At 31.3% G+C, this 25,195-nt stretch carries 22 protein-coding genes and 2 pseudogenes; 16 read left to right on the top strand and 8 right to left on the bottom strand.

Annotated elements, in window-relative coordinates; genetic code table 11:
* Positions 1-158 precede the first annotated feature (158 nt).
* Together D1817_09250 and D1817_09245 are read left to right on the top strand one after the other, a co-directional pair.
* Positions 159-1,475 (top strand): ATP-dependent helicase, encoded by a 1,317-nt coding sequence (locus D1817_09250; GenBank protein AXT20061.1) that lies wholly within the window; start codon positions 159-161, stop codon positions 1,473-1,475.
* A 125-nt stretch (positions 1,476-1,600) separates the two neighbouring features.
* On the top strand, positions 1,601-2,062 hold the full coding sequence (locus D1817_09245; GenBank protein AXT20060.1) for a cold shock domain-containing protein: 462 nt from the start codon (positions 1,601-1,603) through the stop codon (positions 2,060-2,062).
* A 270-nt stretch (positions 2,063-2,332) separates the two neighbouring features.
* Here the strand turns inward: D1817_09245 and D1817_09240 are convergent, their stop codons facing one another.
* From D1817_09240 to D1817_09230, 3 genes are all read right to left on the bottom strand, one after another.
* Positions 2,333-2,524 carry a hypothetical protein gene (locus tag D1817_09240; protein ID AXT20059.1) on the bottom strand — a complete coding sequence of 64 codons (192 nt, stop codon included), beginning with the start codon at positions 2,522-2,524 and terminating at the stop codon, positions 2,333-2,335.
* 400 nt (positions 2,525-2,924) lie between these two features.
* Positions 2,925-3,635: a DNA-binding response regulator gene (locus tag D1817_09235; GenBank protein AXT20058.1), complete on the bottom strand. Its 711-nt coding sequence runs from the start codon at positions 3,633-3,635 to the stop codon at positions 2,925-2,927.
* A gap of 1 nt (position 3,636) precedes the next feature.
* Positions 3,637-4,716 carry a sensor histidine kinase gene (locus D1817_09230; protein ID AXT20057.1) on the bottom strand — a complete coding sequence of 360 codons (1,080 nt, stop codon included), beginning with the start codon at positions 4,714-4,716 and terminating at the stop codon, positions 3,637-3,639.
* A 212-nt stretch (positions 4,717-4,928) separates the two neighbouring features.
* On the opposite strand from D1817_09230, the gene D1817_09225 reads away from it, so the two are divergent.
* From D1817_09225 to D1817_09180, 10 genes and pseudogenes are all read left to right on the top strand, one after another.
* The gene (locus D1817_09225; protein ID AXT20056.1) at positions 4,929-5,714 is read left to right on the top strand and encodes a hypothetical protein; all 786 of its coding nucleotides are present in this window, start codon (positions 4,929-4,931) and stop codon (positions 5,712-5,714) included.
* A 127-nt stretch (positions 5,715-5,841) separates the two neighbouring features.
* Positions 5,842-6,588: pseudogene (locus D1817_09220) on the top strand (hypothetical protein).
* 22 nt (positions 6,589-6,610) lie between these two features.
* Positions 6,611-8,308: a hypothetical protein gene (locus D1817_09215; protein AXT20055.1), complete on the top strand. Its 1,698-nt coding sequence runs from the start codon at positions 6,611-6,613 to the stop codon at positions 8,306-8,308.
* Between the two features lie 378 nt (positions 8,309-8,686).
* Positions 8,687-9,157: a hypothetical protein gene (locus D1817_09210; protein ID AXT20054.1), complete on the top strand. Its 471-nt coding sequence runs from the start codon at positions 8,687-8,689 to the stop codon at positions 9,155-9,157.
* Positions 9,158-9,362: 205 nt separating this feature from the next.
* Positions 9,363-10,979, top strand: coding sequence for a peptidase S41 (locus D1817_09205; protein ID AXT20053.1), 1,617 nt, complete (start codon positions 9,363-9,365; stop codon positions 10,977-10,979).
* Positions 10,976-12,388 (top strand): class A beta-lactamase-related serine hydrolase, encoded by a 1,413-nt coding sequence (locus D1817_09200; protein ID AXT20052.1) that lies wholly within the window; start codon positions 10,976-10,978, stop codon positions 12,386-12,388. Before D1817_09205 ends, D1817_09200 begins: the two co-directional genes overlap by 4 nt.
* A 115-nt stretch (positions 12,389-12,503) precedes the next feature.
* Positions 12,504-12,971, top strand: coding sequence for a nuclear transport factor 2 family protein (locus D1817_09195; GenBank protein ID AXT20051.1), 468 nt, complete (start codon positions 12,504-12,506; stop codon positions 12,969-12,971).
* Positions 12,972-13,158: 187 nt separating this feature from the next.
* The gene (locus D1817_09190; protein AXT20050.1) at positions 13,159-13,365 is read left to right on the top strand and encodes a hypothetical protein; all 207 of its coding nucleotides are present in this window, start codon (positions 13,159-13,161) and stop codon (positions 13,363-13,365) included.
* Positions 13,319-13,882, top strand: coding sequence for an alpha/beta hydrolase (locus D1817_09185; protein AXT20049.1), 564 nt, complete (start codon positions 13,319-13,321; stop codon positions 13,880-13,882). The genes D1817_09190 and D1817_09185 overlap by 47 nt, the downstream gene beginning before the upstream one ends.
* Positions 13,883-14,372: 490 nt before the next feature.
* Positions 14,373-14,720, top strand: a pseudogene (locus tag D1817_09180) (hypothetical protein).
* Position 14,721: 1 nt separating this feature from the next.
* Here D1817_09180 and D1817_09175 read toward each other — a convergent pair.
* The 4 genes from D1817_09175 to D1817_09160 all read right to left on the bottom strand — a co-directional run bounded on the left by D1817_09175 (position 14,722) and on the right by D1817_09160 (position 19,380).
* A complete protein-coding gene (locus tag D1817_09175) occupies positions 14,722-15,837 on the bottom strand; it encodes an ABC transporter permease (protein ID AXT20048.1) in 1,116 nt (371 codons plus the stop codon).
* Between the two features lie 37 nt (positions 15,838-15,874).
* A complete protein-coding gene (locus tag D1817_09170) occupies positions 15,875-16,795 on the bottom strand; it encodes an ABC transporter ATP-binding protein (GenBank protein ID AXT20047.1) in 921 nt (306 codons plus the stop codon).
* A gap of 193 nt (positions 16,796-16,988) precedes the next feature.
* Positions 16,989-17,687, bottom strand: coding sequence for a DNA-binding response regulator (locus D1817_09165; GenBank protein AXT20046.1), 699 nt, complete (start codon positions 17,685-17,687; stop codon positions 16,989-16,991).
* A 4-nt stretch (positions 17,688-17,691) separates the two neighbouring features.
* Positions 17,692-19,380, bottom strand: coding sequence for a regulator (locus D1817_09160; protein AXT20045.1), 1,689 nt, complete (start codon positions 19,378-19,380; stop codon positions 17,692-17,694).
* Between the two features lie 93 nt (positions 19,381-19,473).
* On the opposite strand from D1817_09160, the gene D1817_09155 reads away from it, so the two are divergent.
* Genes D1817_09155 through D1817_09140 form a run of 4 tightly spaced genes read left to right on the top strand, consistent with a single transcriptional unit; the run spans position 19,474 to position 24,457 of the window.
* Entirely contained in the window at positions 19,474-20,424 is a 951-nt protein-coding gene (locus tag D1817_09155) for a DUF5050 domain-containing protein (GenBank protein AXT20044.1), read from the top strand.
* 29 nt (positions 20,425-20,453) lie between these two features.
* On the top strand, positions 20,454-21,698 hold the full coding sequence (locus tag D1817_09150; protein AXT20043.1) for a class A beta-lactamase-related serine hydrolase: 1,245 nt from the start codon (positions 20,454-20,456) through the stop codon (positions 21,696-21,698).
* Between the two features lie 40 nt (positions 21,699-21,738).
* Entirely contained in the window at positions 21,739-23,466 is a 1,728-nt protein-coding gene (locus D1817_09145; protein ID AXT20042.1) for a DUF5050 domain-containing protein, read from the top strand.
* Between the two features lie 22 nt (positions 23,467-23,488).
* Positions 23,489-24,457: a hypothetical protein gene (locus D1817_09140; protein AXT20041.1), complete on the top strand. Its 969-nt coding sequence runs from the start codon at positions 23,489-23,491 to the stop codon at positions 24,455-24,457.
* 30 nt (positions 24,458-24,487) lie between these two features.
* Here the strand turns inward: D1817_09140 and D1817_09135 are convergent, their stop codons facing one another.
* Positions 24,488-25,195 carry a DNA-binding response regulator gene (locus D1817_09135; GenBank protein AXT20040.1) on the bottom strand — a complete coding sequence of 236 codons (708 nt, stop codon included), beginning with the start codon at positions 25,193-25,195 and terminating at the stop codon, positions 24,488-24,490.

The following is a 25,195-nucleotide window of genomic DNA, read 5'->3' as shown; positions in this document are numbered from 1 at the left end:
TTTTACGCTAATCAGGTTTTATTTTTTGCAAAAAAAATAAATTATTTTCCTAATAAACAGGAAGGTAATCACAAATTATGATTGTTATTTATAGCTATCTAATTTTAACAGTAACTATCTTTGCTTGGTTAACTAAATTACATTTATAATTTAAATAAATGACCAATCAAATAAAAAGGCAAGAAGAGATATTAAATAAATTAAATATTTCTGAATTAAATGCTATGCAAAAAGAAGCACATTCTAGCATTAGTAAAAATGCGAATACAATTTTATTGTCCCCAACTGGAACAGGAAAAACATTAGCTTTTTCGTTGCCATTGCTTGACAAATTAGATATAGAATGTGCAGATATTCAAGTATTAATATTAGTCCCATCTAGAGAGCTTGCAATTCAAATCGAACAAGTCATTCGCTCTATGGGGTCCGGTTATAAAGTAAATGCCGTTTACGGAGGTAGATCAATTTCAAAAGATAAAATAGAGTTGAAACATTTACCAGCAATTTTAATAGGTACTCCTGGAAGAATTGCTGATCACTTTGATAATAATCGTTTTTTAAGAAATAATATTCATACTTTAATTTTAGATGAATTTGATAAATCACTAGAAGTGGGTTTTGAACACGAAATGAAGTATATTATTAGTAAGCTACCTGCATTAAATAATCGCATATTAACTTCTGCAACACAGGGTATATCCATTCCAAATTTTGTTGGTTTACAAAACCCAAATATTATTAACTATTTAAATGTTTCAGCTTCAAAATTAACCTTAAAAACAGTTATTTCTCCAGATAAAAATAAGTTGGATACTTTATTACAACTATTAAATTACATAGGAAACCAACAAGGTATTATATTTTGTAATTTAAAAAACAGTATACAAAGTGTAAGCGCTTTTTTAGAAAGTAAAAATATACGTCATAGCTGTTTTAATGGTGGAATGGAACAAAAAGATAGAGAGCGCTCTCTAATTAAATTTAGAAATGGAACCAATCCATTATTAATTGCAACCGATTTAGCAGCAAGAGGGATTGATGTTCCAGAAATGAAAAATATTATTCATTATGAATTACCTCTATTTAAAGAGGAGTTTATTCACAGAAATGGCAGAACAGCTAGGGTATCTGAAGAAGGGATCGCATATATTATTAAATGGAAAGATGAGAGTTTACCAGAATTTATTCAAAATTCTGAAATGAAAGATGTAACTCTTCTTCCCAACGCTAAGAAAAAAATAATGAATTGGGAAACTCTATTTATTTCTGGAGGAAGAAAAGATAAGATATCAAAAGGCGATATCGCTGGATTATTTTTTAAACAAGGTAATATTACAAAAGATCAGTTAGGCCTTATTGAGCTAAAACAAGATTGTGCATTTGTAGCTATCCCAGCAAATATTGCTGCTAGCTTAGTTTCTAAATTAAATAATACTCGATTAAAAAAGAAAAAAGTAAGAATTACTATTATTTAATCTAAAATATAGTATCTTAATTGTGCTAATATAAAAAACTAGGGATAATACCCTTTATAGTTTAAAGTAAAGAGATATCTTTGAATGATAATTACTAATATTGATTAAAATTTTGAAATAAAAGAATGGCAAAATCGCAACAGACATTTAACAAGAGTGAAAAAGAAAAAAAACGTTTAAAAAAACGTGAGGATAAGAGAAAGAAAATGGAAGCTCGAAAAGCTGAAGCGAAAGAGAATGGAAAAAAGGGAATTGAATTTGCCTATGTAGATCATAATGGTAATTTAACAGATACTCCGCCAGATCCTTCTAGAAAAATTAAAGTACAAGCTGAGAGTATTGAAATAAGTATTCCAAAAACATTAGCAGGAGATAAAGAAGAAATTGATCCAATTAGAAATGGAACAGTATCGTTTTTTGATTCTTCAAAAGGGTTTGGATTTATAGTTGATGCTGAAAATCAAGAAAAATACTTTACCCATGTTAGTGGCTTAGTTGATGAAATTACTGAAAATGACAAAGTTTCTTTTGAACTGGAAAAAGGGCAAAAAGGAATGAATGCTGTAAAAGTTACACTAGTAAAATAAAGAACAAGTTCTTTTAGTTCACAACCAATAAAAATTCATATTTATTAGCTTAACTATTTGTTAAAATAGTTTCACAAAAGTTAACAATATAAGTTGTGTAGGTTTTTTTTTAGTTAATATTATAGTTGTTTATTCTTTGAATGGTATCTTACTTATAGTTTTGAGGGGCAGATTTTTTAAATAATCAATTTAAATTGAAAAGCAATTAAAAATATTAATAGAGGTCTTTCTTATTAAAAAAAACCTGCACTAATGTAGTTTCAAAACCATTCAATTAGCTATTTTTTTTTGTTTGCTAACAATAGTTTCTTTAATGTGGAGTAAACTATTAACAATAGCTGCCAATTCAAATTGTAAAAAACGTTTGTTTTTAGTACTAAAATGACTAATATGATGTGTGTAAAGTCGTTGACTACCTTTTTTTATTTTTATATAATAGGTGTCTTTTTCAGCATCAAACATTATAGAACTTTTATAATTACTCTCTAATAAAAACCAATACGATAAACTATTGATCTGATTGAATAGTGATAGATTCGCGTCCATAGATTAAGGGTTTAACATAATTAAAGATCGTAATTGCTACATTTTATATCAAATTTGTTTGTTGTGTTATAGTTTTTTTTCGCTGAAAAGGAGTTTCATCGATGAACTACATAGCTAGTACAACGTAATCTATTTTCATATTTATCAAGTAAATATTAATCGAGTAATATTTTTTTATTAATAAAAAGATAAATATAAGTCAAACATACATTTAATTGATTCACAGTCATGTATAAGGCGTTCTTAATTCTTTAATATAGATAAATAAATGATGAAGGTTATCAGAAAGGTCTAAATAATTAAAGTTTTAACGTTATTAATTATTAATCAATTTAATAATTTCTTTATAAGAAGCGCCAATAGGGATTTCAATACCTCCAAGTAAAACAACATCTTTTGCGGTTAAAGAAGCAATTTTTTTAGTGTTTATAATATAAGAACGATGAACCCTTAAAAAATCTGCAGATAGTTTTTGTACAAAAGTGCTTATTTTATCTTTTGTGGTTATGGTATCATTTGTAGTGTGTATCCGTACATAATCTTTAATACTATCTATATATAAAATAGTACCAAGCTCAATTCTAATCATCCTTTTGTTTGAATTTACAAAGATGTGATCTACTGTGCCATTATTTATTTCTAATGGCTCACCTAAAGTATGTTGGGTGCTTGCATTCAACGCATTGTACTTATTTATGGCTTTATAAAACCGAATAAAGGATATTGGCTTTAATAAATAGTCAATGATATCTAATTCATAGCCTTCTAAAGCATATTCTCTGTAGGCTGTTGTTAATATCACTTTGGGCTGTATACTCGTATTTTTTATAAAGTCAATACCAGTAACCACAGGCATTTGAATGTCTAAAAACAAGAGATTAACAACATTACTTTGAAGAAACTGCCCAGCGGTAATAGGATTATCAAAGGTTGCTATAAGCTCTAGTTCAGGAACTTGTTTTATATGTTTTTCAAGCACTTTAATAGCTAGAGGTTCATCATCTATAACAACACATTTTATTCCCATATCATTTCAAATTAATAGTTAATACAATCTCAAAACTAGTACCTGTCTTTGTGTTTTTCAAATCATAATTATTTTTATAATTTAGTTCCAATTGCCTTTGCGAATTGGAAAACCCAATTCCAGAACGGGAAGAGTCTACTTTATTGTCTTGCGTATTAACAGGTAGGGTGTTAAAAACTTTAAAACAAAGTTGGTTTTGATCTGTAGTTAATTCAATATTAATTACCGAATTGTTTAGATTATTACTTGCACCATGTTTAAAAGCATTTTCGACAAATGATATTAAGATTAAAGGCGCTATCATCACATTAGGGTCATGAAGATGGTGTGTAAAACTCAATGTTAACTTATTACCATAACGTAATGATTCTAAGTCTATATAATCTTGTATCAAATCAATTTCCTGCTTTACTGGCACCTCAGGATCTTTACACCGATACAACATATAATCTAGCATATCAGATAATTTTAAAACGACTTCAGGAGCTTTTTCAGATTTTTCTAGTGTTAATGAATATAGATTATTTAGAGTATTAAACAAAAAATGGGGGTTAGTTTGCGCTTTTAAAAATTTAAGCTCGGTATTCGCCTTTTCTTTTTGTAAGACTTCTAACTGGTGACGCTCTTCAAAACGATCCTTAAAAGCTTTTACTATAAACATTAAGAAAACAACAACATATACTCTGGGAAAATAAACTACAGCCAAATGAAATGGGGAGTTTAATATTTCTATAAAAGTTTTATCGTTGCTATCGTTAGGGCTAAATACTTCAAACAAATACAAATAGAAAAGCTCAGAAATAACTAAAAATACGTATGCAGATATTAAAAAAGACACTACAAACTTGAAGTATTTTTTTTTGAATAAAAGTTTAGGAACTTGATAATAAAGTAGAAAATAACTGGCTAATAATTGGGCAGGTAAATAGGTTAGATTTGAGAAGATGATAGCTTTTTTTATGCTTCCATCATTTAATGCAGCCAATAACGGTAAACTTATAAACAGTATAGACCAAAATATAAAGTGTGAAACTAACCTGTTCTGAACAACCCAATCAATTATATTTTTCCTTTTAGCCATAGCGTATAAATATATAAAATAAGAACCTGGTACTTTATTAAAAAAGACGAATCTTAATAATCTAATGCTCAATTTATACTTTCTACGGAGTTAACAGATTTTCCGTTACTAAAACATTTATTTCTGTTAGAAGACACGGTTCGTCCATTTTACAATTTTTCATTGATTTTACTTGATATGTTTGTAAAATAACATACATAGATTGAAATAGTATGTACTATATGTTGAAAATAATAAAACTAAAAACAATGAAAAAAATAACACGATTATTATGTTTAATTCTTCTATTTATAACAGGTATTAGCTTTGGACAAAAGCTGCCAAAATTTGTTCATATAAAAGGCGGAGCTTTTATAATGGGAGACGAAACAGGTTTAGGTAGAGAAAATCAACGACCTACTCACAAAGTAAATCTAAATAGTTTTCGTATAAGTGAAACCGAAGTTACCGTTGCACAATATCGCTATTATTGCAATGAAACAGGAGTAACTATGCCCAAAGAACCTAGTTGGGGTTGGCAAGATAATTACCCCATAGTAAATGTAACTTGGCAAGATGCTATTAATTATACGAATTGGCTTTCTAATAAACTAGGTAAAAAAGTACGACTTCCTTACGAAGCTGAATGGGAATATGCTGCACGTGGAGGCAAAAAATCCAAAGGATATAAGCATAGTGGAGGAAACAATATAGATGAAGTAGGTTGGTTTAGAGACAATTCAAATAATAAAGCTCATCCAGTAGCAGGTAAAAAAGCCAATGAATTAGGACTTTACGATATGAGTGGTAATGTTTGGGAATGGTGTATGGATATATTTGCAGCCGATTATTATGCAAACAGTCCTAAAAAAAATCCTAAAGGAGCTGCAGAAGGAGAAGCCAGGGTAATTCGAAGTGGTAGCTGGAACTTCAATACCAATCTTGCTTTTCGTTATGGAGGTAATGATAGTAGTGGTGAAGTATATGAGTATTTTGGATTTCGTGTGGCTTCAGAATAAAAAAGTAATGACCATGAGAAAAACACATTTTATTTTACTTATTGCAGGAACACTATTTCTTAATGCCTGTAATAGCATAAAACAGAAAGGAAATAATTCCAATTTTCCACCTATAGAAAATCGCTATCTGAAGCAAAAACCACCAGGTCTTACTCCTAAATTGTTTGCACCTGGTGTTGTTTCTACTGAAGAACATATTGAAACTGAAGTTTTGTTTCTACCAGATATGACAGAACTTTCTTTTGCCAGAGCTAGTGGAGTAAATGGCGAACCTGAGAGATTAATTGTTATGGAATACAAAGATGATAACTGGATTAGAAAATCTATTCCTTCATCTGACACCGATAATTATAGAGAGCGGTTCAGTCCCAGGTATAAAGAATTGAATAGTCAAGAGCCTTTCAAGGATATTCCTATTTGGGGAGGGACACTATCTGCTATAGGAACGTATTATTTCTATGTTTTAGATTCGGATGGCAGTGGTTATATGGGGTATTCTCGTCTTATAAATGGCAAGTACGAAACCCCTCAGAAAATGAGTAGCGCGATTAATAGAGGGAAGTACATTGCTCATCCTTTTATAGCGCCAGATGAATCCTATTTAATGTGGGATGCTGAAAAGGAAAATGAAAACAGACCTGATGTCTATATTAGTTTTAGACAGAAAGATGGTTCATGGGGAACAGCAATTAATATGGGCGATCAAATAAACACCCCAGTCTATGAACAACGCCCTAAAGTAACACCCGATGGAAAGTATTTTACTTTTTGGAGAGGATATTTTAAGACTAAAGAAGATGGAAGTAGAGTTTTAGCAGGTAACCCTTATTGGATGGATGCAAAGGTGATTGAAGATCTAAGGCCTAAAGAATAATCTATAACACAAATTGTCATCAATGCAAAAAATACATTTTACGTTCCTTATTGCAGGAACATTATTTCTTAATGCTTGCAATACCAAAAAACAGGAATCTGTGACTAATGATGTCTCTGCTTCAGAAAGCTCTTATCTTGGACAAAAACCACCTGGCCTCATTCCAGAACCGTTTGCGCCTGGTATGGTTTCAACAGATAATCTGGAAATTGAGGGTGTTTTTGCACTTGGTATGAAGGAGTTCTTTTTTACCAGACAGGTAAAAGGTGAAAAGCCTAAAACGCATATTATTAAATATGAAAATGGTAAGTGGCATGAGACATACGCAGAAGATCGCACTGGGGAAGTGGCTATATCTACAGATGGTAAAACAATGCATTTGGGAAATAAATATAGAGAGAAAACCTCTTCTGGTTGGTCAGAAGAAAAAAGTTTAGGATCTAATTTCGATAAAATTCCTATCATGCGTCTTACATCTTCTTCATTAGGAACTTATGTTTTTGATGAACGAGATACAATAGGTACTATCAGGGTTTCTAAAATAATTGACGGTATTCGTGAAAAACCACGAGCAATGAATGGAGTGTTCAACAAAGGAAAATATACAGGTCATCCCTTCATTGCACCAGATGAAAGTTATCTAATTTGGGATAGTGTTAGAGAAAATGGGCATGGCGACTCTGATTTGTATATTAGTTTTCGTCAAGAAGATGGTTCATGGGGTAATGCTATTAATATGGGAGAAGAAATAAATTCTGATATGGAGGACGCTTTTGGAAGTGTTACTCCAGATGGGAAATATTTTTTCTTCCACCGAGTAAAATTGGGAGAAAGCTTTGAGGATAGTTATGCCAATATATTTTGGGTTGATGCACTTATAATTGAACATCTTAAAAAACAGAATGATTCTTCAAACAAAGAAAATCTTTATTTAGGTCAAAAACCACCAGGTCTTACACCTGAACCTTTTGCTCCAGGCATTGTAACTACTGATGACTGGGAGATTGGTGGTGTCTTTACACCCGACCTAAAAGAATTTTATTTCCTTAGAGAAATAGGAAACACTGAAGAAGATAAAAAACAGGTGTTTATGATGATTAAAAAAGAGGATAATCAATGGCAAAAATTAGTTGTATCACCTAGAGTAGGGCAAGCTTTTATCTCACCCGATGGTAAGATCATGCATTTGGGCAGAAGATATAAAGAGCGAACTGAATCTGGTGATTGGTCAGAGATAAAAAGTCTTGGTGTTCCATTTAAAGATATTCCTATTATGAGTTTAACTACTTCTTCTAAAAGCACCTATGTTTTTGACGCTATGGGAGAAGGCATTCTTCGGTACTCACGACTTATAAACGGAAAACGAGATGAACCTAAACCATTTGGTAAAGAAATCAACACAGGAAGTGCAAATGCTCACCCCTTCATTGCACCTGATGAATCCTATATTCTTTGGGATGGTAGAAGAGATAACGGATATGGTAAAGCAGATATCTATGTCAGTTTTCGTCAAGAAGATGGTTCGTGGAGTGAAGCCATAAATTTAGGCGATAAAATAAACACAAATACTTCAGAGTTTGGTGCACGTGTAACACCAGATGGAAAATATCTCTTCTTTAACAGGAACGTAGGTAAAGTAAAACCAACCGATACATACGAAAACACAGATATCTTCTGGGTAGATGCAAAGATTATCGAAGCATATAGACCTAAAAAATAATAGAGCTGAAGTATAAGATCATTTTATTTTATAAATGTAAGCTTGACTATTATTAAACAACTTTTTCGAGTAGTTCATTAAGATATAGAGCGGTTGGCATAATATACATTGAATAGATTAAGAGAAAAAGGCATCTTTTGCAAGATTTTACAAACCCAGTATTTTTTGTGCCTGTATTTTTACAAAATCAGCTTATCAATGACGAAATAGTTTTATCATTTAATTATGGTGTTTATCCTATTTAGTACATTAAAGTGGGGTTAAACTATAATTTTATAAACGTAATCAATAAAGTTTGATCTATGATAGATACAGGATAGTAAGAACACCGAGTGTTTCTATTCCAATTAATTTATAACCCTTTAATATTTTATAATAATGAAAAAACGATTTCTTTTAACAACAAACTTGTATAACAACCCTTATCGACTACTTTGTAGCCTTATGGCATTACTTATTTTATCATGTTCGTCAGATGATGATAACAATGACCAACAAAAGCTTATCGTAGGAGAGTTTGAAATCCTTAGTATTGTTGAGACTTCTAGTGGAGAGATAACACCTTTTCCGAGCGATTGCGATGACGTGCCTTCAATAGTGTTTAATAATGGTAGTACAGGTATTCTCACAGCTTTTGATAGTTTTACAGAATGTGTCTTTGTAGAGGATAATATTACTTATATTATTAATGGAAATACTTTAACTCTTATTGTTGATTCGCTTGCTGTGACTGCTGAAATTACTACCCTTAATGAAACAACGCTAATTTTTGAAACTAGACTAATAGAAGACATAGAGTTTGGAGATAATGATATAGGTGATGAAACCTGGACACTTAGAAGGTTGTAAGCTTATTAAAACAATAGGAGAGGAAGGCTACGTATAGTTGCAATGACTTTATAAGAATAAATCATTAAAAATAAGGTTATCAAAAATTACATCAATTTGCTTTTTCATTATAGGAATGAAAGATATGTTAAGTTTTCTTTCTTAGGCAACTACTTATATAAAAATAACGTCTATATCTATATAACTAAAATTCATCAATTTAAGAATGACAAAAAAAATATCCTTACTCTGCTTAATTATTTTATGTGTCTCTTGCGCATCAGTAGAGAAACACAATCTTCAAATTACAAAATTACATCCTGTAGCAGATTTACACGAAGATATAAATAAATTTTACACACAGTTAAAGCGTCACCATCCACATATATATCAATTTACATCTAAAGAAACCTTAGATTTTAAATTTGATAGCTTAAAAACGGCAATTAATAAACCTGTTGATAGCCGTACATTTTTTATGCAATTGGCAGCAGTCAAAAAACAAATAGGTCAAGGACATATAACTTTAAGACTTCCAGAGAAACGACTTTTAAAAAAAGAACGTAAAGCATTAAAAGATTCTAAGTTTGATATTGATAATTTGGATTATGAGTATTTAAATGGAAAACTATGGATTGTTAATGCAAGAGGCAAAGATTCTATATTGATAGGTAGTGAAGTTGTAAAAGTAAATGAAGAAACTCCTCAAGAGTTGATTACAAAATATAAAAAAATAATTGGTTCAGATGGTTATAATAAGACGCGTCAAAATAGAGCTGTCGGTAGATGGTTTATGGGGTATTATAGGATAGATAAAGGGCGCTTTGATAGTATTACATTAACTCTTAAGAATTCTGATTCTATTTTTGTTAAAAAATATAGAAAAACCTTTAAACCTGAATTAACAAAAGTAAAGAGTGATTCAACTAAAACAGGTTCAAATAAAAAGAAGCTCACTAAAGAAGAAAAGCGAGTCAAAAAAACTGAAAGAAAAGCACTAAAGAAGTATAATAGCAAGTATGGCTACATTGCTTCTCGAAAAGAATATACACGAAACTTAAATTTTGTAGGTAAGGATAGCTCAGTAGCTGTATTAAAAATAAGAGGGTTTACCAATGGAAAATATAAGGAGTTTTATGCAGAAACTTTTGCTGAAATAGATAAGCGTGGTTCAAAAGCATTAATAATTGATTTAAGAGATAATGGAGGAGGTAGATTAAAAGAAATAACACACTTATATACCTATCTCACTAATAAAATCTTTAAAATGGTTAATTATGGAGAAGTGAATAGTCGTATGCTTACATTTAAAGTGTTAATGAGTAATACTAGATCAATTGGTAGCAAAATATATAGTGTTATTCTTTCTCCAATAATTATTACTCAAGATTTATTAAAAACAAATAGAAAGGGAGGTAAATTATACTATAAGTTTTCTGCTTCTAAAGAAAAAGAACCAAATCTGTTACATTATAGAGGTCCTATTTATGTGCTTATTAATGGAAATTCATTTTCAGCATCATCAACATTGTCAACACAATTACAAGGTAATAGACGCGCTACTCTTGTAGGAGAAGAAACTGGAGGAGCATATAATGGAACAGTAGCAGGGCAATTTAAAATTTACGAATTGCCAAATACTAAAATCCGAGCTCGTATAGGTTTAATTTATATGGATACTCCTTTTAAAGTAAGTCCGGATGGATACGGTGTGAGGCCTGATATAGAAATCTTGCCAACAGTCCAAGATCGTTTAGAAAAAAGAGATCCAGAATTAGAATGGGTACTCAAAGAGGTTAAAAGTAAGAAATCAGAAGAAAAATTTAAAAACATTAAAATATGAAGAATTTTATAATATTGTTTTGTTTAACGCTGAACATTGCCTTCTCTCAAAGTACACCTGAGAGTAATAAAAATAAGATAACTCAATATCTTGAAGTAATTAAAAACAATTACAATGTTCCAGGTATGGTCGTTGCTGTTTCAAATAAAGATGGAATAGAATATATTAAAAGTTTTGGGAATGTCTCTATAGAAGATAATTTTATTATTGGTTCAACCAGTAAGTCATTTACAGCTTTGATGATATTGCGCCTTCAGGAAAAGGGACTATTAAGTATTCATGACCCGGTAGTCAAGTATTTGTCGTGGTTTGAATATAAAAATAAAGAGGTGTCAGATAAAGTAACCATAAAAAATTTATTGAATCATGCTTCTGGTCAACCGGCCGAAATAGGTTTAGCTTTCTTCCCCGATAAGGATATGAGTGATGAACGCGTTATATTAAAACTTATTGAATTATTAAAAAGTGTTAAAGTAGATAAATATCCAATAAAAGATTTTGACTATTCAAATACTAACTATCAAATTCTTACTTATATAATAGAGGAAATTACAGGTAAAGAATATAGTGTAGTCTTAAAAGAGGAAATAACGGATTTATTAAAGTTGAAAAATACAAGTGCTGTATTGCCAAGTAATATTGCTCAAGGATACCAACCATTTCTGTATTATCCTATAATTCCGATTTCAGAAAATAATTATAATAAAGTTGATATCTCTGGGGGCTATATAAATAGTAATGCCAATGACATGTCAATGTATTTAAGGGAAATTATGAATTCTTTTAATAATGACTCAACATCAGTCATTTCAAAAAACATAACAGATCAATTATTTAAGCGTAATGAAGAAAATAATGCAGATTATGCTTTAGGATGGTCGACCAACCAATATAGAGGTACTAAAATCTTTTTTCACAACGGTTTAACACAAAGTTTCAATACGGCTATGGTAGTTGTCCCAGAAATAGAAAAAACTATTATCGTCTTAGCCAATAATTATGGAGAAAGTGCATTTTTAACAAGTTTAGGTGTTTTAAGTATTCTTTTAGATAAAGAACCATTTAAACCTTCTAAAATTTATTTTAATCCAGTAAGAAATCTGCCGTTTTTAGTTTTATTATTTCTGATTATTTTTATAATGGTTTGTAAAAAATGGTTAAGAAAAGGAAAACCAATAGGAACTTCAAGAAAAATAGTACCGAATCTCTTGTTAACTATTGGAATAATCATTGCTTTAAGTTGGACTTTCTATTTGCCGAGTATTTTTAGAGCGTCTGTAAAAGCTATGTTTGAATTCGATATTACAACTGGAGTTTCCGCAGTACTATTAACCATTTTTACTTTGGGAATTTCTTTCATCTTGTATTTTAATAGCGTGAGAAAAACGTTGCCTAACTCATTAGAATAAACCATTAAAAATGAAAATTGTAAAAAATTATATCAACCTGTTTTTTTTAGTATACAATCTAAGAATTAAAGAAATTGTAAATCAGTGAAAATTCAATAAACAACCAAAATTAAATATGAAAACTCATCTAAAAACATTAGTTACTCTTTTTTCAATTCTTTTGGCTACAAATCAAATTATTGCCCAAGATGCTACAAGCGCTCATAAAGATTCATTAGAAATTGTAGTTAAAAAATATTATGATTTAAACTTAATCGTATTTCAAGCAAATTCAATGGTAGAAGATATCGATAAAATTTTTGAGCTTTTTACAGAAGACTTTACTTATGTCCACCCAAAATATGGAGGAACATATATCAGAGAAGATTTGTATAATGGATATATAAGAAATCAAAAAAATGGCAGATATGATGGCACAGCCGTAGATATTGAAATAACAAATAAGATAGCAGGATTAAATGCAGTAGTAGTTGAAAGAGCTTACATTGATAAAATAAATAATAAAATTATAAAAAGAGATCCTCAAATGACATTTTTTGAGTTTAAAAAAGGAAAAATATCTAGAATCTTTGAATATTGGTAGCTGAGTAAAAAAAATACACCAAACACAATGTATAATTAATTGTATGGAAACCCTTAATTTTGATAATTATAGATTAAATCAAATTTAAGTTAGATTTCTACATTTTTTAAAAATATTTAAGAGTAAGTAATCATTTATATATCTAAAGAGAGATATAACTTTAATGCCTATAAAAATCAACATACTGATGAAAAAAATTATTCTATTATTTTTAATCACTATTTCATGTATAAACTATCAACTTTATGCTTTTCAACAACAGGGTACAACTATACTTGAAATTTATAATGGAAAAATTGATCGTATCTATTCAGAAATTTTAGGAGAGGAACGCCCTATTTGGATTCATATACCTAAAGATACATCGAAAAAACCCGGTACTTTATCTTCTTGATGGAAATGTGCATTTTGAAGGAGCTATAACTTTAATGAATTACTTAGTTAGACATAGTCAGATCCTTAAAATGATCATTGTCGCGATTCCTAATACAAATCGGATGTTAGATTTAACACCAACAACTATGGAGGTATCTAGGGATGGTCGTCGTATTCCAGAAGGAACTAATGGAGGCGGTGAGAGATTTACAGCTTTTTTAGATCAAGAACTCATTCCATATATTGGAAAAACATATCCTGCAACATCACACAGAACAGTTATAGGGCATTCTTTAGGTGGGTTATTAGTTATCAATACGTTAATTCATCATCCTGAATTTTTTAGTAATTATATAGCGATTGACCCAAGCTTGTGGTGGGATAATCAAGAACTACTTAAAGAAGCAACAAACATTTTAAAACAAAAAAAGTTTGACAACAAATCACTATTTTTAGCAGTAGCAAATACATTAAGAGAGCATATGGATATTATACGAGTAAAGCAAGATACCTCAGATGCAACAACCCATATTTGATCCATTTTAAAATTCAACGAAACAGCCACAAAAAATATTCAAAATAAGTTGAGATTTGAATGGAATTATTATGAAAAAGAGAATCATGGCAGTATTCCTCTCATAGCAGAATATGACGGATTAAAATCTGTTTTTTCTTGATATTATTTCAATATTAATGATGAATTCAGAAAACCAATTGCTACTCCGGATTATTTGATAAATTTTATTGAAAATCATTACAAAAAAACATCTGAATACTTTGGTTATACTGTAAAACCTGATGAAGGGTTTATCAATCAATTAGGGTATCGGTTTTAAATCCCAATCCAAAATCAAAATCATTTGCTTTTTTTAAGCTTAACATTAAAAATTATCCTAAAAATGCCAATGCTTATGATTCAATGATTGATTATTATGAAGATCAAAATGATTTTAAAAATGCACTTAAATATGCCACAAAAGCCTATGAAATTAGTAATAGTAAAAATCATAAAGAAAGAATAGATGCATTAAAAAAACAACATTAAATTACGCTCAAGAAATCACAAATGCTCACCCTTTCATTGCGCATGATGAATCATACATTCTTTGGGATAGTTGAAGAGATAGCGGATATGGCAAAGCAGACATTTATGTCAGTTTTCGCCAACAAGATGGTTCATGGGGTGAGGCCATAAATTTAGGTGACAAGGTAAACACAACTGCTTCAGAATCTAGCGCACGTGTAACGCCAGACGGAAAATACCTTTTCTTTAACAGGAACGTAGGTAAAGTAAAGCCAACCGATAAATACGAAAACATGGATATCTTCTGGGTAGATGCACAGGTTATTGAAAATCTTAGATCTAACAAATAAATTATTCTATTGCAATAATATTCTTTTTAAATAATATGGTAGAAATCAATGTCATTCCTAAACCAATAGCTAGCAGAATTCCCATTTTAGGAAGAACATCTACCAAAGGTAATTGCCTCCAAAAAATATCGAAGAAGCCTTCAATTCCCCAATAATTTACACTAATTATTGCAATATTTTGCATGAATGCTGGCATCATACTAATCGGGATCATACTTCCTCCAATTGCTGACATCAGAATAATAATAATAGTACTCATTCCTTGTAATTGTTGACGTGTTTTTACCGTGGATACTAAGAAAACTCCAAAACTAGAAACTGCAAATGAGATACATAAAATCAATATAATCAATGAGGACATGTCCATAAAAATAGGTAATCCAAATGCTAACCAAGCAAAAACAAACATAACCGTTAATTGCAAAATAGAAACTATCATGGCGGTTCCCATTTTTGCTAGTAAAATGTATAATGGCTTTACAGGAGCAATTAATAAACGTTTTAAAGTCCCTGCTTCTTTTTCATCTAGCAATCCACCGCCAATAGCGGCAATACTAAATAATAGCATCATAATTGCTGTACCACCTACTGCTTGCACCAATCCAGGGTGTGCCTTAGTAGAACTCTCTTTGATTAAAGAAGTTGTTTTAAGTTTTATTTCGTTAGGTGCATCTTCTTTTTTTAAATGATATTTAAAACCTTCTTTTAAAAGTGTATGTACAATTCGCATTTGTAAATCTCTAGCTGCATCGTATTTTAATTCTACTGGCAGATTTGCATCAGTAGTAATAGCTTCTGAAAATCCTTTTTCAAAAATTAACGCAGCAACATTATCTCCTTTTCTAACACGATCTAATGCTTTCTCTTCTTCAGAAGGAATCAAACGAATGGTTTGGAGGTTGTTTAATTTAGTTATCAATTCTTGAGAAGTTGCTGTAGAATCTTTATCAACAACTAATATTCCTAAAGGTTTGGGAGCACTTTTCTTTTTCCCGACACCTCCAAATGCAAATGCAAATAGCGTAATCATAATAATAGGCAATAAAAAGGTAACGAGGACCCCTTTTTTATCTGAGAAATACAATCTCAGATCTTTTTTTAAAATAGTGATTATCATACTAGCTTATTTTATAAATGGATGATTGTGATATTTATTAATCTCTTAATTGTTTTCCAGTTAGACTTAAAAAGATTGCTTCCAAGTTCACTTTGTTTAGTTGAATGTCTTTGATATTTAGTTTCAATTCATTACAAACTATAACTATTTTAGAAAGTTCTTTTATTGTACTTTCTATTAGCAACTTGTTTTTGTTTCGAGTCATTGTATAAGGAAGACGTTCCCTTAGCTCATTTACATTACTTTCTGAAAGAAAATTAAATTCGAACTGAATACTTTCTTTCGTTGGTACCAATTCTTTTAATTGTGCTTGTGTCCCTTGTGCTATGATTTTTCCAGAATCTATAATGGCAATACGATCACACAAGCGTTCTACTTCTTCCATATAATGTGTAGTATAAACAATCGTCATTCCTTGTTTATTGAGAGTTTCGATAACTTCAAAAATATGACTTCTACTCTGCGGGTCAATACCTACAGTAGGCTCGTCCATAAACAATACTTTTGGATGATGCAACAATGCTGCAGCAATATTGATCCTTCGTTTCATTCCTCCTGAATAGGTTTTGATCAGATCTTTTTTTCGATCTAATAATCCAATCAACTCTAGCGTAGTATGAATTCTATCTTTTAATATATGAGAAGGAATCCCATATAAATTTCCCCAGAATAGCAAATTTTTATAAGCAGAAAGATCTTCATATAAGGATATCTCTTGAGGGACAACCCCAATCAAGTGTTTACATTTTTTTGGATGGTCATTTCCATTTTTACCATCGACATAAATATGCCCTGTATCACTCTTTAAAATGGTACTCATCATATTGAGTGTGGTAGACTTTCCAGCACCATTGGGACCTAAGAGCCCGAAAATTTCTCCTTTTTTAATGGTAAAACTAATATCATTTACAGCCTGTATATTTTGAAATGATTTAGAAAGGTTTTGTACTCGAATCATAAATAACTGTTTTAAGTTATTCGAATATCCAGAAAGCTACATTATTTACAGAAATGATTGTACTGAATTGCGCTTTTTTAAGGATGAATTGCGTATTTGATAAAATCAGTGAGTTTATACTTAATTCATTTCAAGGAGGAAAGATTTTTTGAAAACTATATATGCTATTAAGTACTTTAATAAAGAAACTAATCTAAAACCACTTCGCTTTTATGTCTTTGTATTTTGTTCTTCCGATAGGAAGAAGCTCTCCATTGTTGAGTTCAGCCATATACTTGCTTCCAGGTTTTACTAATATTTCTTTTATCTCAGATATCCTTACCAAATAAGATTTATGAATGCGCTCAAAAGAGGAAGATAACAACTGTTCTAATTTTTCAAGTGACTTATCATGTAACATTTTTTTTCCATCTGCTAGAAAAAGCTCGGTATAGGCGCCAGCGCCCTTAATGTAGAGCACCTTTTCAATAGCTATTAATTGTACTTTATATCGCTTTTTTACCGCTAAAAATTTAACTGTACTTGTTATTGGTTTTTCTTTTTTAATGGTTCTGTTAAATGCCTGTTCTAATCGTTCTTTGTTAAAAGGTTTTGGAACAAAATCTAATACACCATATTCAAACGCAGTAATAGCTTGGTCTCTATAAGCGGAAATAATAATAGTATGAAACGATTTAGAAACCGCTGTTGTGATTAGATCAAAACCGTTTTTGCCATTAAGATTCAAATCTAAAAGGACAAGGTCTAATGGATTACTTTCAATATGTCTTAACGCTTCATGAAGTGTATTAACATTATATAATGATTGTAAGGTGTCACCAAGAATTTCACGAGTCATTCGTTCAATTCTTTTGGCGATACGAGATTCATCTTCAATAATTAAAACCTTCATTTTATTAAGAATATATTTTTATGGTATTTTTCCATCCATGATGCACTGACTCTGAAGTAAATCCCCATTGTTCTTGATAACTCTCTGTCAATCGAGCCTTGATATATTTCAACCCTGTGCCTTCTTTTTTTATGCCCAATTCTTGCTTTATAGAAGTAGCAAATGTTAAAAAAGTATAACACTTGTAGTTAGTATTCGATTCATAAACAAGCTTAAATTTGATACTGTTGTCTTCCTTAGGTAAGCTATGCGTAATTCCATTTTCTAATAGTGTGTGAAGAATTCCTGGTGGTATTTTTTGTTTAACATCTATACCTTCTTCTTCCCATGAATAATTGATTTCTTTTCGATATTCCATGATCTTTAAATGTGAACGGCAAAGAGCTATCTCTTGCATAATAGGAATCAATGTTTGATTTTCTATCTGATTAAAGAGATCAAATTCTTTGGCTAAGGCTTCTATAAATAAGACTCCTTTTTTAGGAGTTTCTTCTACCCAATCTATTAATGAAGTTAGTGTATTCATTAAAAAATGAGGCTGAATATTCTTTTTGAGTAGCTCCAAGCGTAGACGTGTAGATTGAACCAAAGAAGTTTCATACGCTAATCGTTGTTCTTTAATTCTAAGAGAAAGTAAATAAAACATACCCAAAAGGATCAAACTAAAACCTACAAATAAACTTTTATTAAAAGGAGTGATGAAGCCTATAAGTACTGATAATAATAAAGTAATAAGGACCAATCGAGCTCCTTTTATTTTTTTATAAACTCCAGATGCCACAATACCAAAAGAAAACAACCACATACTCAACACCATGTTATTGGTTGTCAATTCGAAAACATATTTTGAAAAAAATATGTATAATAAAAGACCTACATATATAATAAATAGTAATTTTCGTTTAGGAAATGGAAACTGCATGGAAAAATAAAAAGGGATTAAAAAAGAAATCCCAAACATCAGAGTACCTATTACCTGTAACCGTATCACATGTTGACTATAATGAATAGGAAGATAAGCTTTAATGAATTCCGCTAATATCAAAGCAAAAAACAAAAAACAACTGATGCTGAAAATTAATGTAGCAAACTCCTTTTTATTACTTAAAAAGAGAAATAGAAAATAAAAAGAAGCTATAAGAAATGCTCCTGCAAAAAGATGCATATAAGAGGACTCTATAATTCGATCTGTTAATAGATCATCATAATAATCTATTTGTAAATCAGTTATCCTTGTATGGTCAGGAAAATAATAAAGGCTTGATCGTAGAGCCAATACGTGGGCGCCTTTTTTTGTAAGATGATCAGGTATATTATAAATAGTCCACATTTTGCCTGATTTCTCAGACGTTGCTTCTTGCCCCGGGTTTCCGTTTTTTCCAATTAATACTCCATCCCAAAAAACCTCATATTCTCCATAGGTATGTAAATAAACGCCATACGTTTTTAAAGCGTTTGGTTCTTCTAAAATATCTATTTTGGTTCTGGACCAGAAAACTTGACCATCTGACACAAACCGTAATCTTTTTTGCCAGTTTTGATCATTAAATTTAAAGGAAGCCCATTCTTGTTGATCTCCTATTTTAAATACGGTCTCGTTCTTCTTTGAGATAGTAGATTCTTGAGAACAAGAAGTTACAAGTAGTATGGAGAGTGCTAGAAAAAAATATAAAGATCTCAACTTTATTTTCATTTGGTTTTACTAATGCAAACTAACCATTATAAAATGACTTTATAGTGCAGTTCATTAGAATATAGAGCAGTTGACAAAATTTTGTTTGAATACATGATAGAAAAATACATCTTTTGTAAGATACAAAATATCATAAAAAGACATTCAATGAAAATTCAAAATTTAGAACATCTTAAAATCGTATTTATTTTAAACTTCATATTATATAGTTCTGTTGCTCTATGTCAAGTCAGTGATAAATCAAAATCAATTTCCCATACAATTGCATACGGATCTAAAGGTATTTGTCTTACGAATGTTGAAGGTACATCAGAAGTGAGACTTACCAACGGCGATCATGGTTATCCTGCTTGGTCTCCTGATGGAAAACAAATCGCTTTTTATTCCTATCACGATGAAAAAAAGACATGGTCTATCCATACAGTAAATAGCGACGGAACCAATAGGAAGCGATTGACGTATGCTAAAGACAAATGGGATAGCACGCCTTCATGGTCTGCAGATGGTAAGAAAATTCTCTTTGCAAGAGAATATAGAAACTCAGAAGGAATTAAAAAATATGAAATTTGGATCATGAATTCTGATGGGAGTCAAGAAAAGCAAATAAAACTATTGGTAGGAGGGAACTGTTCCTTTACCCCTGATGGAAGAATTGTTTATTCTGCAGAATTTAAAGATAAGAAGAGTGAAATATGCATTGCTGATATAGATGGTAAAAACATCACTCAATTGACACATAATAATACGAATGCATGGCATCCAAAGGTTTCACCTGATGGTAAACAAATCGCTTATTCATCAGATAAAGATGGTACTCGAAAAATTTATGTAATGGATATTGATGGATCTAATCAAAAAAGATTGACGAATACTCGTAGTGGTGGCCCGTCATGGTCTCCTGATGGTTCTCAAATTATTTTTCAATCAAAAGGGGAGGGTGGAAATGGAAAATCCAATGTGTATATTATAAACAAAGACGGTTCTTCACTACGAAAAATTACTTCTCAAGGTGGTTGGCAAGTAGCTTGGTATAGAAGACCTTAATACATAACACTCAACATTAAACAGCAATAATGAAAAATTCACATTTAATTACAATATTCATATTGACAGTATTTTTTACTGCCTGTCATACTAAGCATCAGGAAACTGATACTAACAAACCCAAATATGAAACCTATAATTATACTGGATTTACAAAAGAGGAGAAATATGCATTCCACAAGCATATTTATGAAGGTGGTAATTGGACTGTACATGGCGATAAGGAAAGATATTTTTATTTAAACTCTTCCGAAATAATGAACTACTCACGTATCGTTCGATCTGATACACCAAAAATTCTTGAAGAAACACCTAGAGATGATGTAAAAAACTTTATCGTTCCAACAGATTTAAAAAAAGGAGGCGGATTATCATTAAACGACTATGTGCAGCAAGTAGAAGTGAATGGATTAATTATTATTCATAAAGGAAAAATTGTTTTTGAAGGCTATCCCAGAATGTTTCCAACTGATTTGCATACACATTTGATAATGACTCAAGTCTTTGTCAGTACTGCAATTGCTATTTTAGAAGATAGAGGTTTGATTGATACAAGTAAATCCATTGATCACTACTTTGATATTCTTAAAGATTCTGGTTGGAAAGGTGTTCCAATAGCCGATATACTTTCTATGAGTTCTGGAATTGATCGTCCATTAACATTGGTGAATCATTTTGAAAGGTTTGATCTACTAAAAGATTTGGCTACTGCAAAAAAATCTGTTCACCCACCAGGAACTAAGTTCCAGCCTTCGAACCTTGATGCTGCTATGTTAACCTTATTAGTTGAAAAAATTAGTGGACTTGCTTTTCGTGATTTTCTAGAACAAGAAATATGGAAAAAGATAGGATCAGAATATAGTGCGCTTTTAGGAATCAGTAAAAATGGTGTTTCATTATCCTATTTAAATGGCTTGTCATCAACACTACGAGATTTGGGTAGGTTTGGGCTTGCATTTACTCCTAGTGGTAGAAAAGGAAAATCTCCAATAATTTCTGATGCACACTTATCTAAAATCTGGAATGTCAATGAAAATCTCAAAAAAGCGTCACGAACTTCGAGAGAAACCTATTATAGTAACTATCAGTGGAGCGCGGTGTATGAAGATGGTGATTTGTATAAAGGAGCACATGGAGGTCAAGGATTGTATATATCGCCTTCAAAAGATTTGGTTATTGCTTATTTCGGAACTGCCAATATAGATCGTGAAAGGAATCAACTTAGTATCATTTCTCGACAACTTTCCAAATCGGGACTGTTTGATCTTGAATAAAGTAATCTAACGAGAAATATAAACCTTATTAAAATAAACAATGAAAAACCCACATTTTATTTTAGCACTGCTATTGACACTATTTTTAAATGCTTGCCATATCAAAGATCACAAAACAAATGAGCTTGATTTTCCAGCCTTAGAAGATCGATATTTTGGAGAAAAACCACCTGGGGTAGTTCCTAAATTATTTGATCCAAAAATTGTCTCTCCAGAAGGGCTTTTTGAGGGAGGGTCGTTTTCATCAAATATGAAAGAGTACTATTTCTCCAGAAAAAATGGAAAGTATAAAAATCGTACATTTTTTGTAATTCGATATGAAAATGGTCGCTGGGGAAACGAATCTGAGACAGATATAAAATGGCCGACTTTTTCTGAAGATGGCACTATAATGTATGGAGGAAAGTGGTATCGAGAACGAACTGACACGGGCTGGTCCGAACTCAAAAATCAAAGAGAATTCTTGAAAGACCAAGCACATGGTATCTCTCGTTCATCTATAGGAACTTATTATTTTGGTTTTTATAGAAAAGAAGACAATGGATCTGGCTCTATTCGTTATTCACGCCTTATAAATGGCACGTATGAAGCTCCTCAGAAATTGAGTGAGTCAATCAATAAAGGTGAATATATTTCACATCCTTTCATCGCTCCAGACGAATCCTATTTAATGTGGGATGTGAAACGAGAAGATGGTTATGGACAAGCAGATATATATATCAGTTTTAAAGCAAAAGATGGTTCCTGGATGCCTGCAATGAACATGGGGAACTTGATAAACACAGAAATGCAAGAAAGCTCTCCAAGCGTGACCTACGATGGTAAATATCTATTTTTTACGAGAGGAGAATGGAAAGTAAAAGAAGATGGAAGTCGTAATTACATAGGAAAGCGACATTGGGTGAGTACACAGGTGATTGAAACATTAAGACCTGATCCTGATCTGCAAAATTCTGCAGCTACAAAATATCCAGTTGCTTATGGAGCAGATGGAATTTGCTTAACTAATATTGAAGGCACATCAAAAATAAAACTTACTGAGGGGCATCATGGTTATCCTGCTTGGTCACCAGATGGAAAGCGAATTGCTTTTTATGGAAAATACGATAATAATAAAACGTGGTCTATTCATACAATGAATAGCGATGGCACTAATGTGAAACGATTAACTCATGCAAAAAACAAATGGGATAATATGCCTACATGGTCACCAGACGGAACAAAAATTATTTTTGGAAGAGACTATAGAGATTCGGGAAATGTTTGGCATTATGAAATCTGGGTTATGAATTCCGATGGTAGTGAACAACGGCAAATAAAATCATTAAGCGGTGGTGGCCCTACTTTTACGTCCGATGGCAAACTCCTTTTTCACTCAGAACACAAAGATAAAGAGAGTGAAATAAGTATTGCAGATATAGATGGCAATAACATAATCCATTTAACAGATAATGAAGCTGAAGAGTGGGATCCTAACATTTCACCTAATGGTAAGCAAATCGCTTTTATGTCTAAGAGGGATGGAAACCGTGAAATTTATGTAATGAACATTGATGGATCTAATCAGAAACGGTTAACCTTCAATGAAGGATCCGATGGTAGGCCCTGTTGGTCTCATGATGGTTCTCAAATCATATTTCATTCAGAAAGGAAAAAAGAGGGGAAAGATGATAATGGTCTCTATATCATTAATAAAGATGGCTCAGATGAAAAAAAGTTGACACCTTATGGATGGCAGCCTGGGTACTTTAAAAAAAGTAACAAATAAGCTAAAACTAATGAATTAATTTATGAAATTTATAAATATAAAAAGGGTAATATTTTTAATATCCATACTCAGCATTAGTGCTTGTGGGCAAAAAAATATACGCTCAAATCTTACTTTACTTAGCAATCATATTCCAACAGATACGCCTTTGGTTTTTTCGCCAGGAATTCTTACAAATGAAGAGTATACTCCTGGTTCTATAACATTTAATCCCGATATGACAGAATTGGTTTTTAATTATAGAAAAGAAGGAGAGCTTCCCAATCTTTATACCATAAGATTTAAGAATGGTAAATGGTCAAAACCGAAGCAAGCATCATTTTCAAGTAATGAATATTTAGATTTTCATGCTCGGTTTACTTCAGATGGAAACCGTTTGTATTATGGAAGTACAAGGCCTATACCCGATACGATCAAAACATCAAATCCACGTAGACGATTGCATCAATGGTACGTTGAAAAAAATGAATATGGAGATTGGGGAAACCCCATTGTCATGGGCCAACCATTTGTAGATAATTACATTATGGGTGCAATACCATCAGAAAAGAACAATCTATATTTTACGTCTGGTACTAGAGTAGGAGCTGATGATGAAGGTATTTATTATGCCATAAACCAGAATGGTCAGTACACTTCTATTGAAAAAATGGATGATGCTATCAATGCTAACGGTAGATTTATAGCTCATCCTTACATCGCGCCAGACGAAAGCTATCTTATTTACGATTCTGAAAAAGCTACTGAGCCTGATAATAACGATTTGTTCATTAGCTTTAATCATAATGGCACTTGGACAAAATCTTATAATTTGGGTCCTAAAATAAACACCAAGCAAAGTGAAGGTGCTGCTACCGTTTCCCCAGATGGGAAATATCTGTTTTTCGGTAGAAGTGAGAAAAAAACAAGAGAAGATGGAAGTACGTATTGGACATCAAAACTCTATTGGGTAGATTTTATTCAGTTAAAAAAGAAATTATTGAGAATATAGACAACAGCTAATAATACAAAATTCTTACTACTATTTATTTTGTTGCATCCTATCAAAAAATATTTTTTTATAACTTCTTCCAATCGGAATTTCCAATTGTTCAATTTCTACATCGTTTAATGTATAAGCCGTTATTTTATCAATAGCCACAATAAAAGATTTATGAACTCTAAAAAATCGATTAAAAGGTAAGTATTTTTCAAAATTACCAATAGATTGCTTTGTGAGAACCTGTTTATCTTTCAAAACAATTTTTACATAGTCTTTCAATCCTTCAACATATAGAATATCGTCTAAAAATATTTTTTTATTTTTTCTATCTGCTCTTACTATAATAAATTGTGGTTCTTCAATCACGCTTTCTATTATATGCTGATTACCTTTTTTATTAATAAACTTATTAATGGATTGCATGAATCGCTCAAAAGAAATGGGCTTTACTAAGTAATCTAAAATATCTAAATCGAACCCCTGTACAGCAAAATTTCTATAAGCAGTTGTAATGATGATTTCTGGTCTATTCTTTAACGATCTAATAAATTCCAAACCCGTAAAATCGGGCATTTCTATATCAATAAATAACAAATCTACTTTTGCATTTTTATACTGTACAAATGCATCTACTGAATCTGTATGATTTCCCACAACTACAAAATTTTGAAGTTTTGTCAAATGATCCTCAATAACTTCAATAGCTAAAGGTTCATCATCTACAATAAAGCAGTTATATGTTTTCAT

This window comes from Flavobacteriaceae bacterium (genome assembly GCA_003443635.1).
Taxonomy (GTDB): Bacteria; Bacteroidota; Bacteroidia; order Flavobacteriales; family Flavobacteriaceae; genus AU392.
This window is presented reverse-complemented; position numbering and strand designations above follow the sequence as displayed.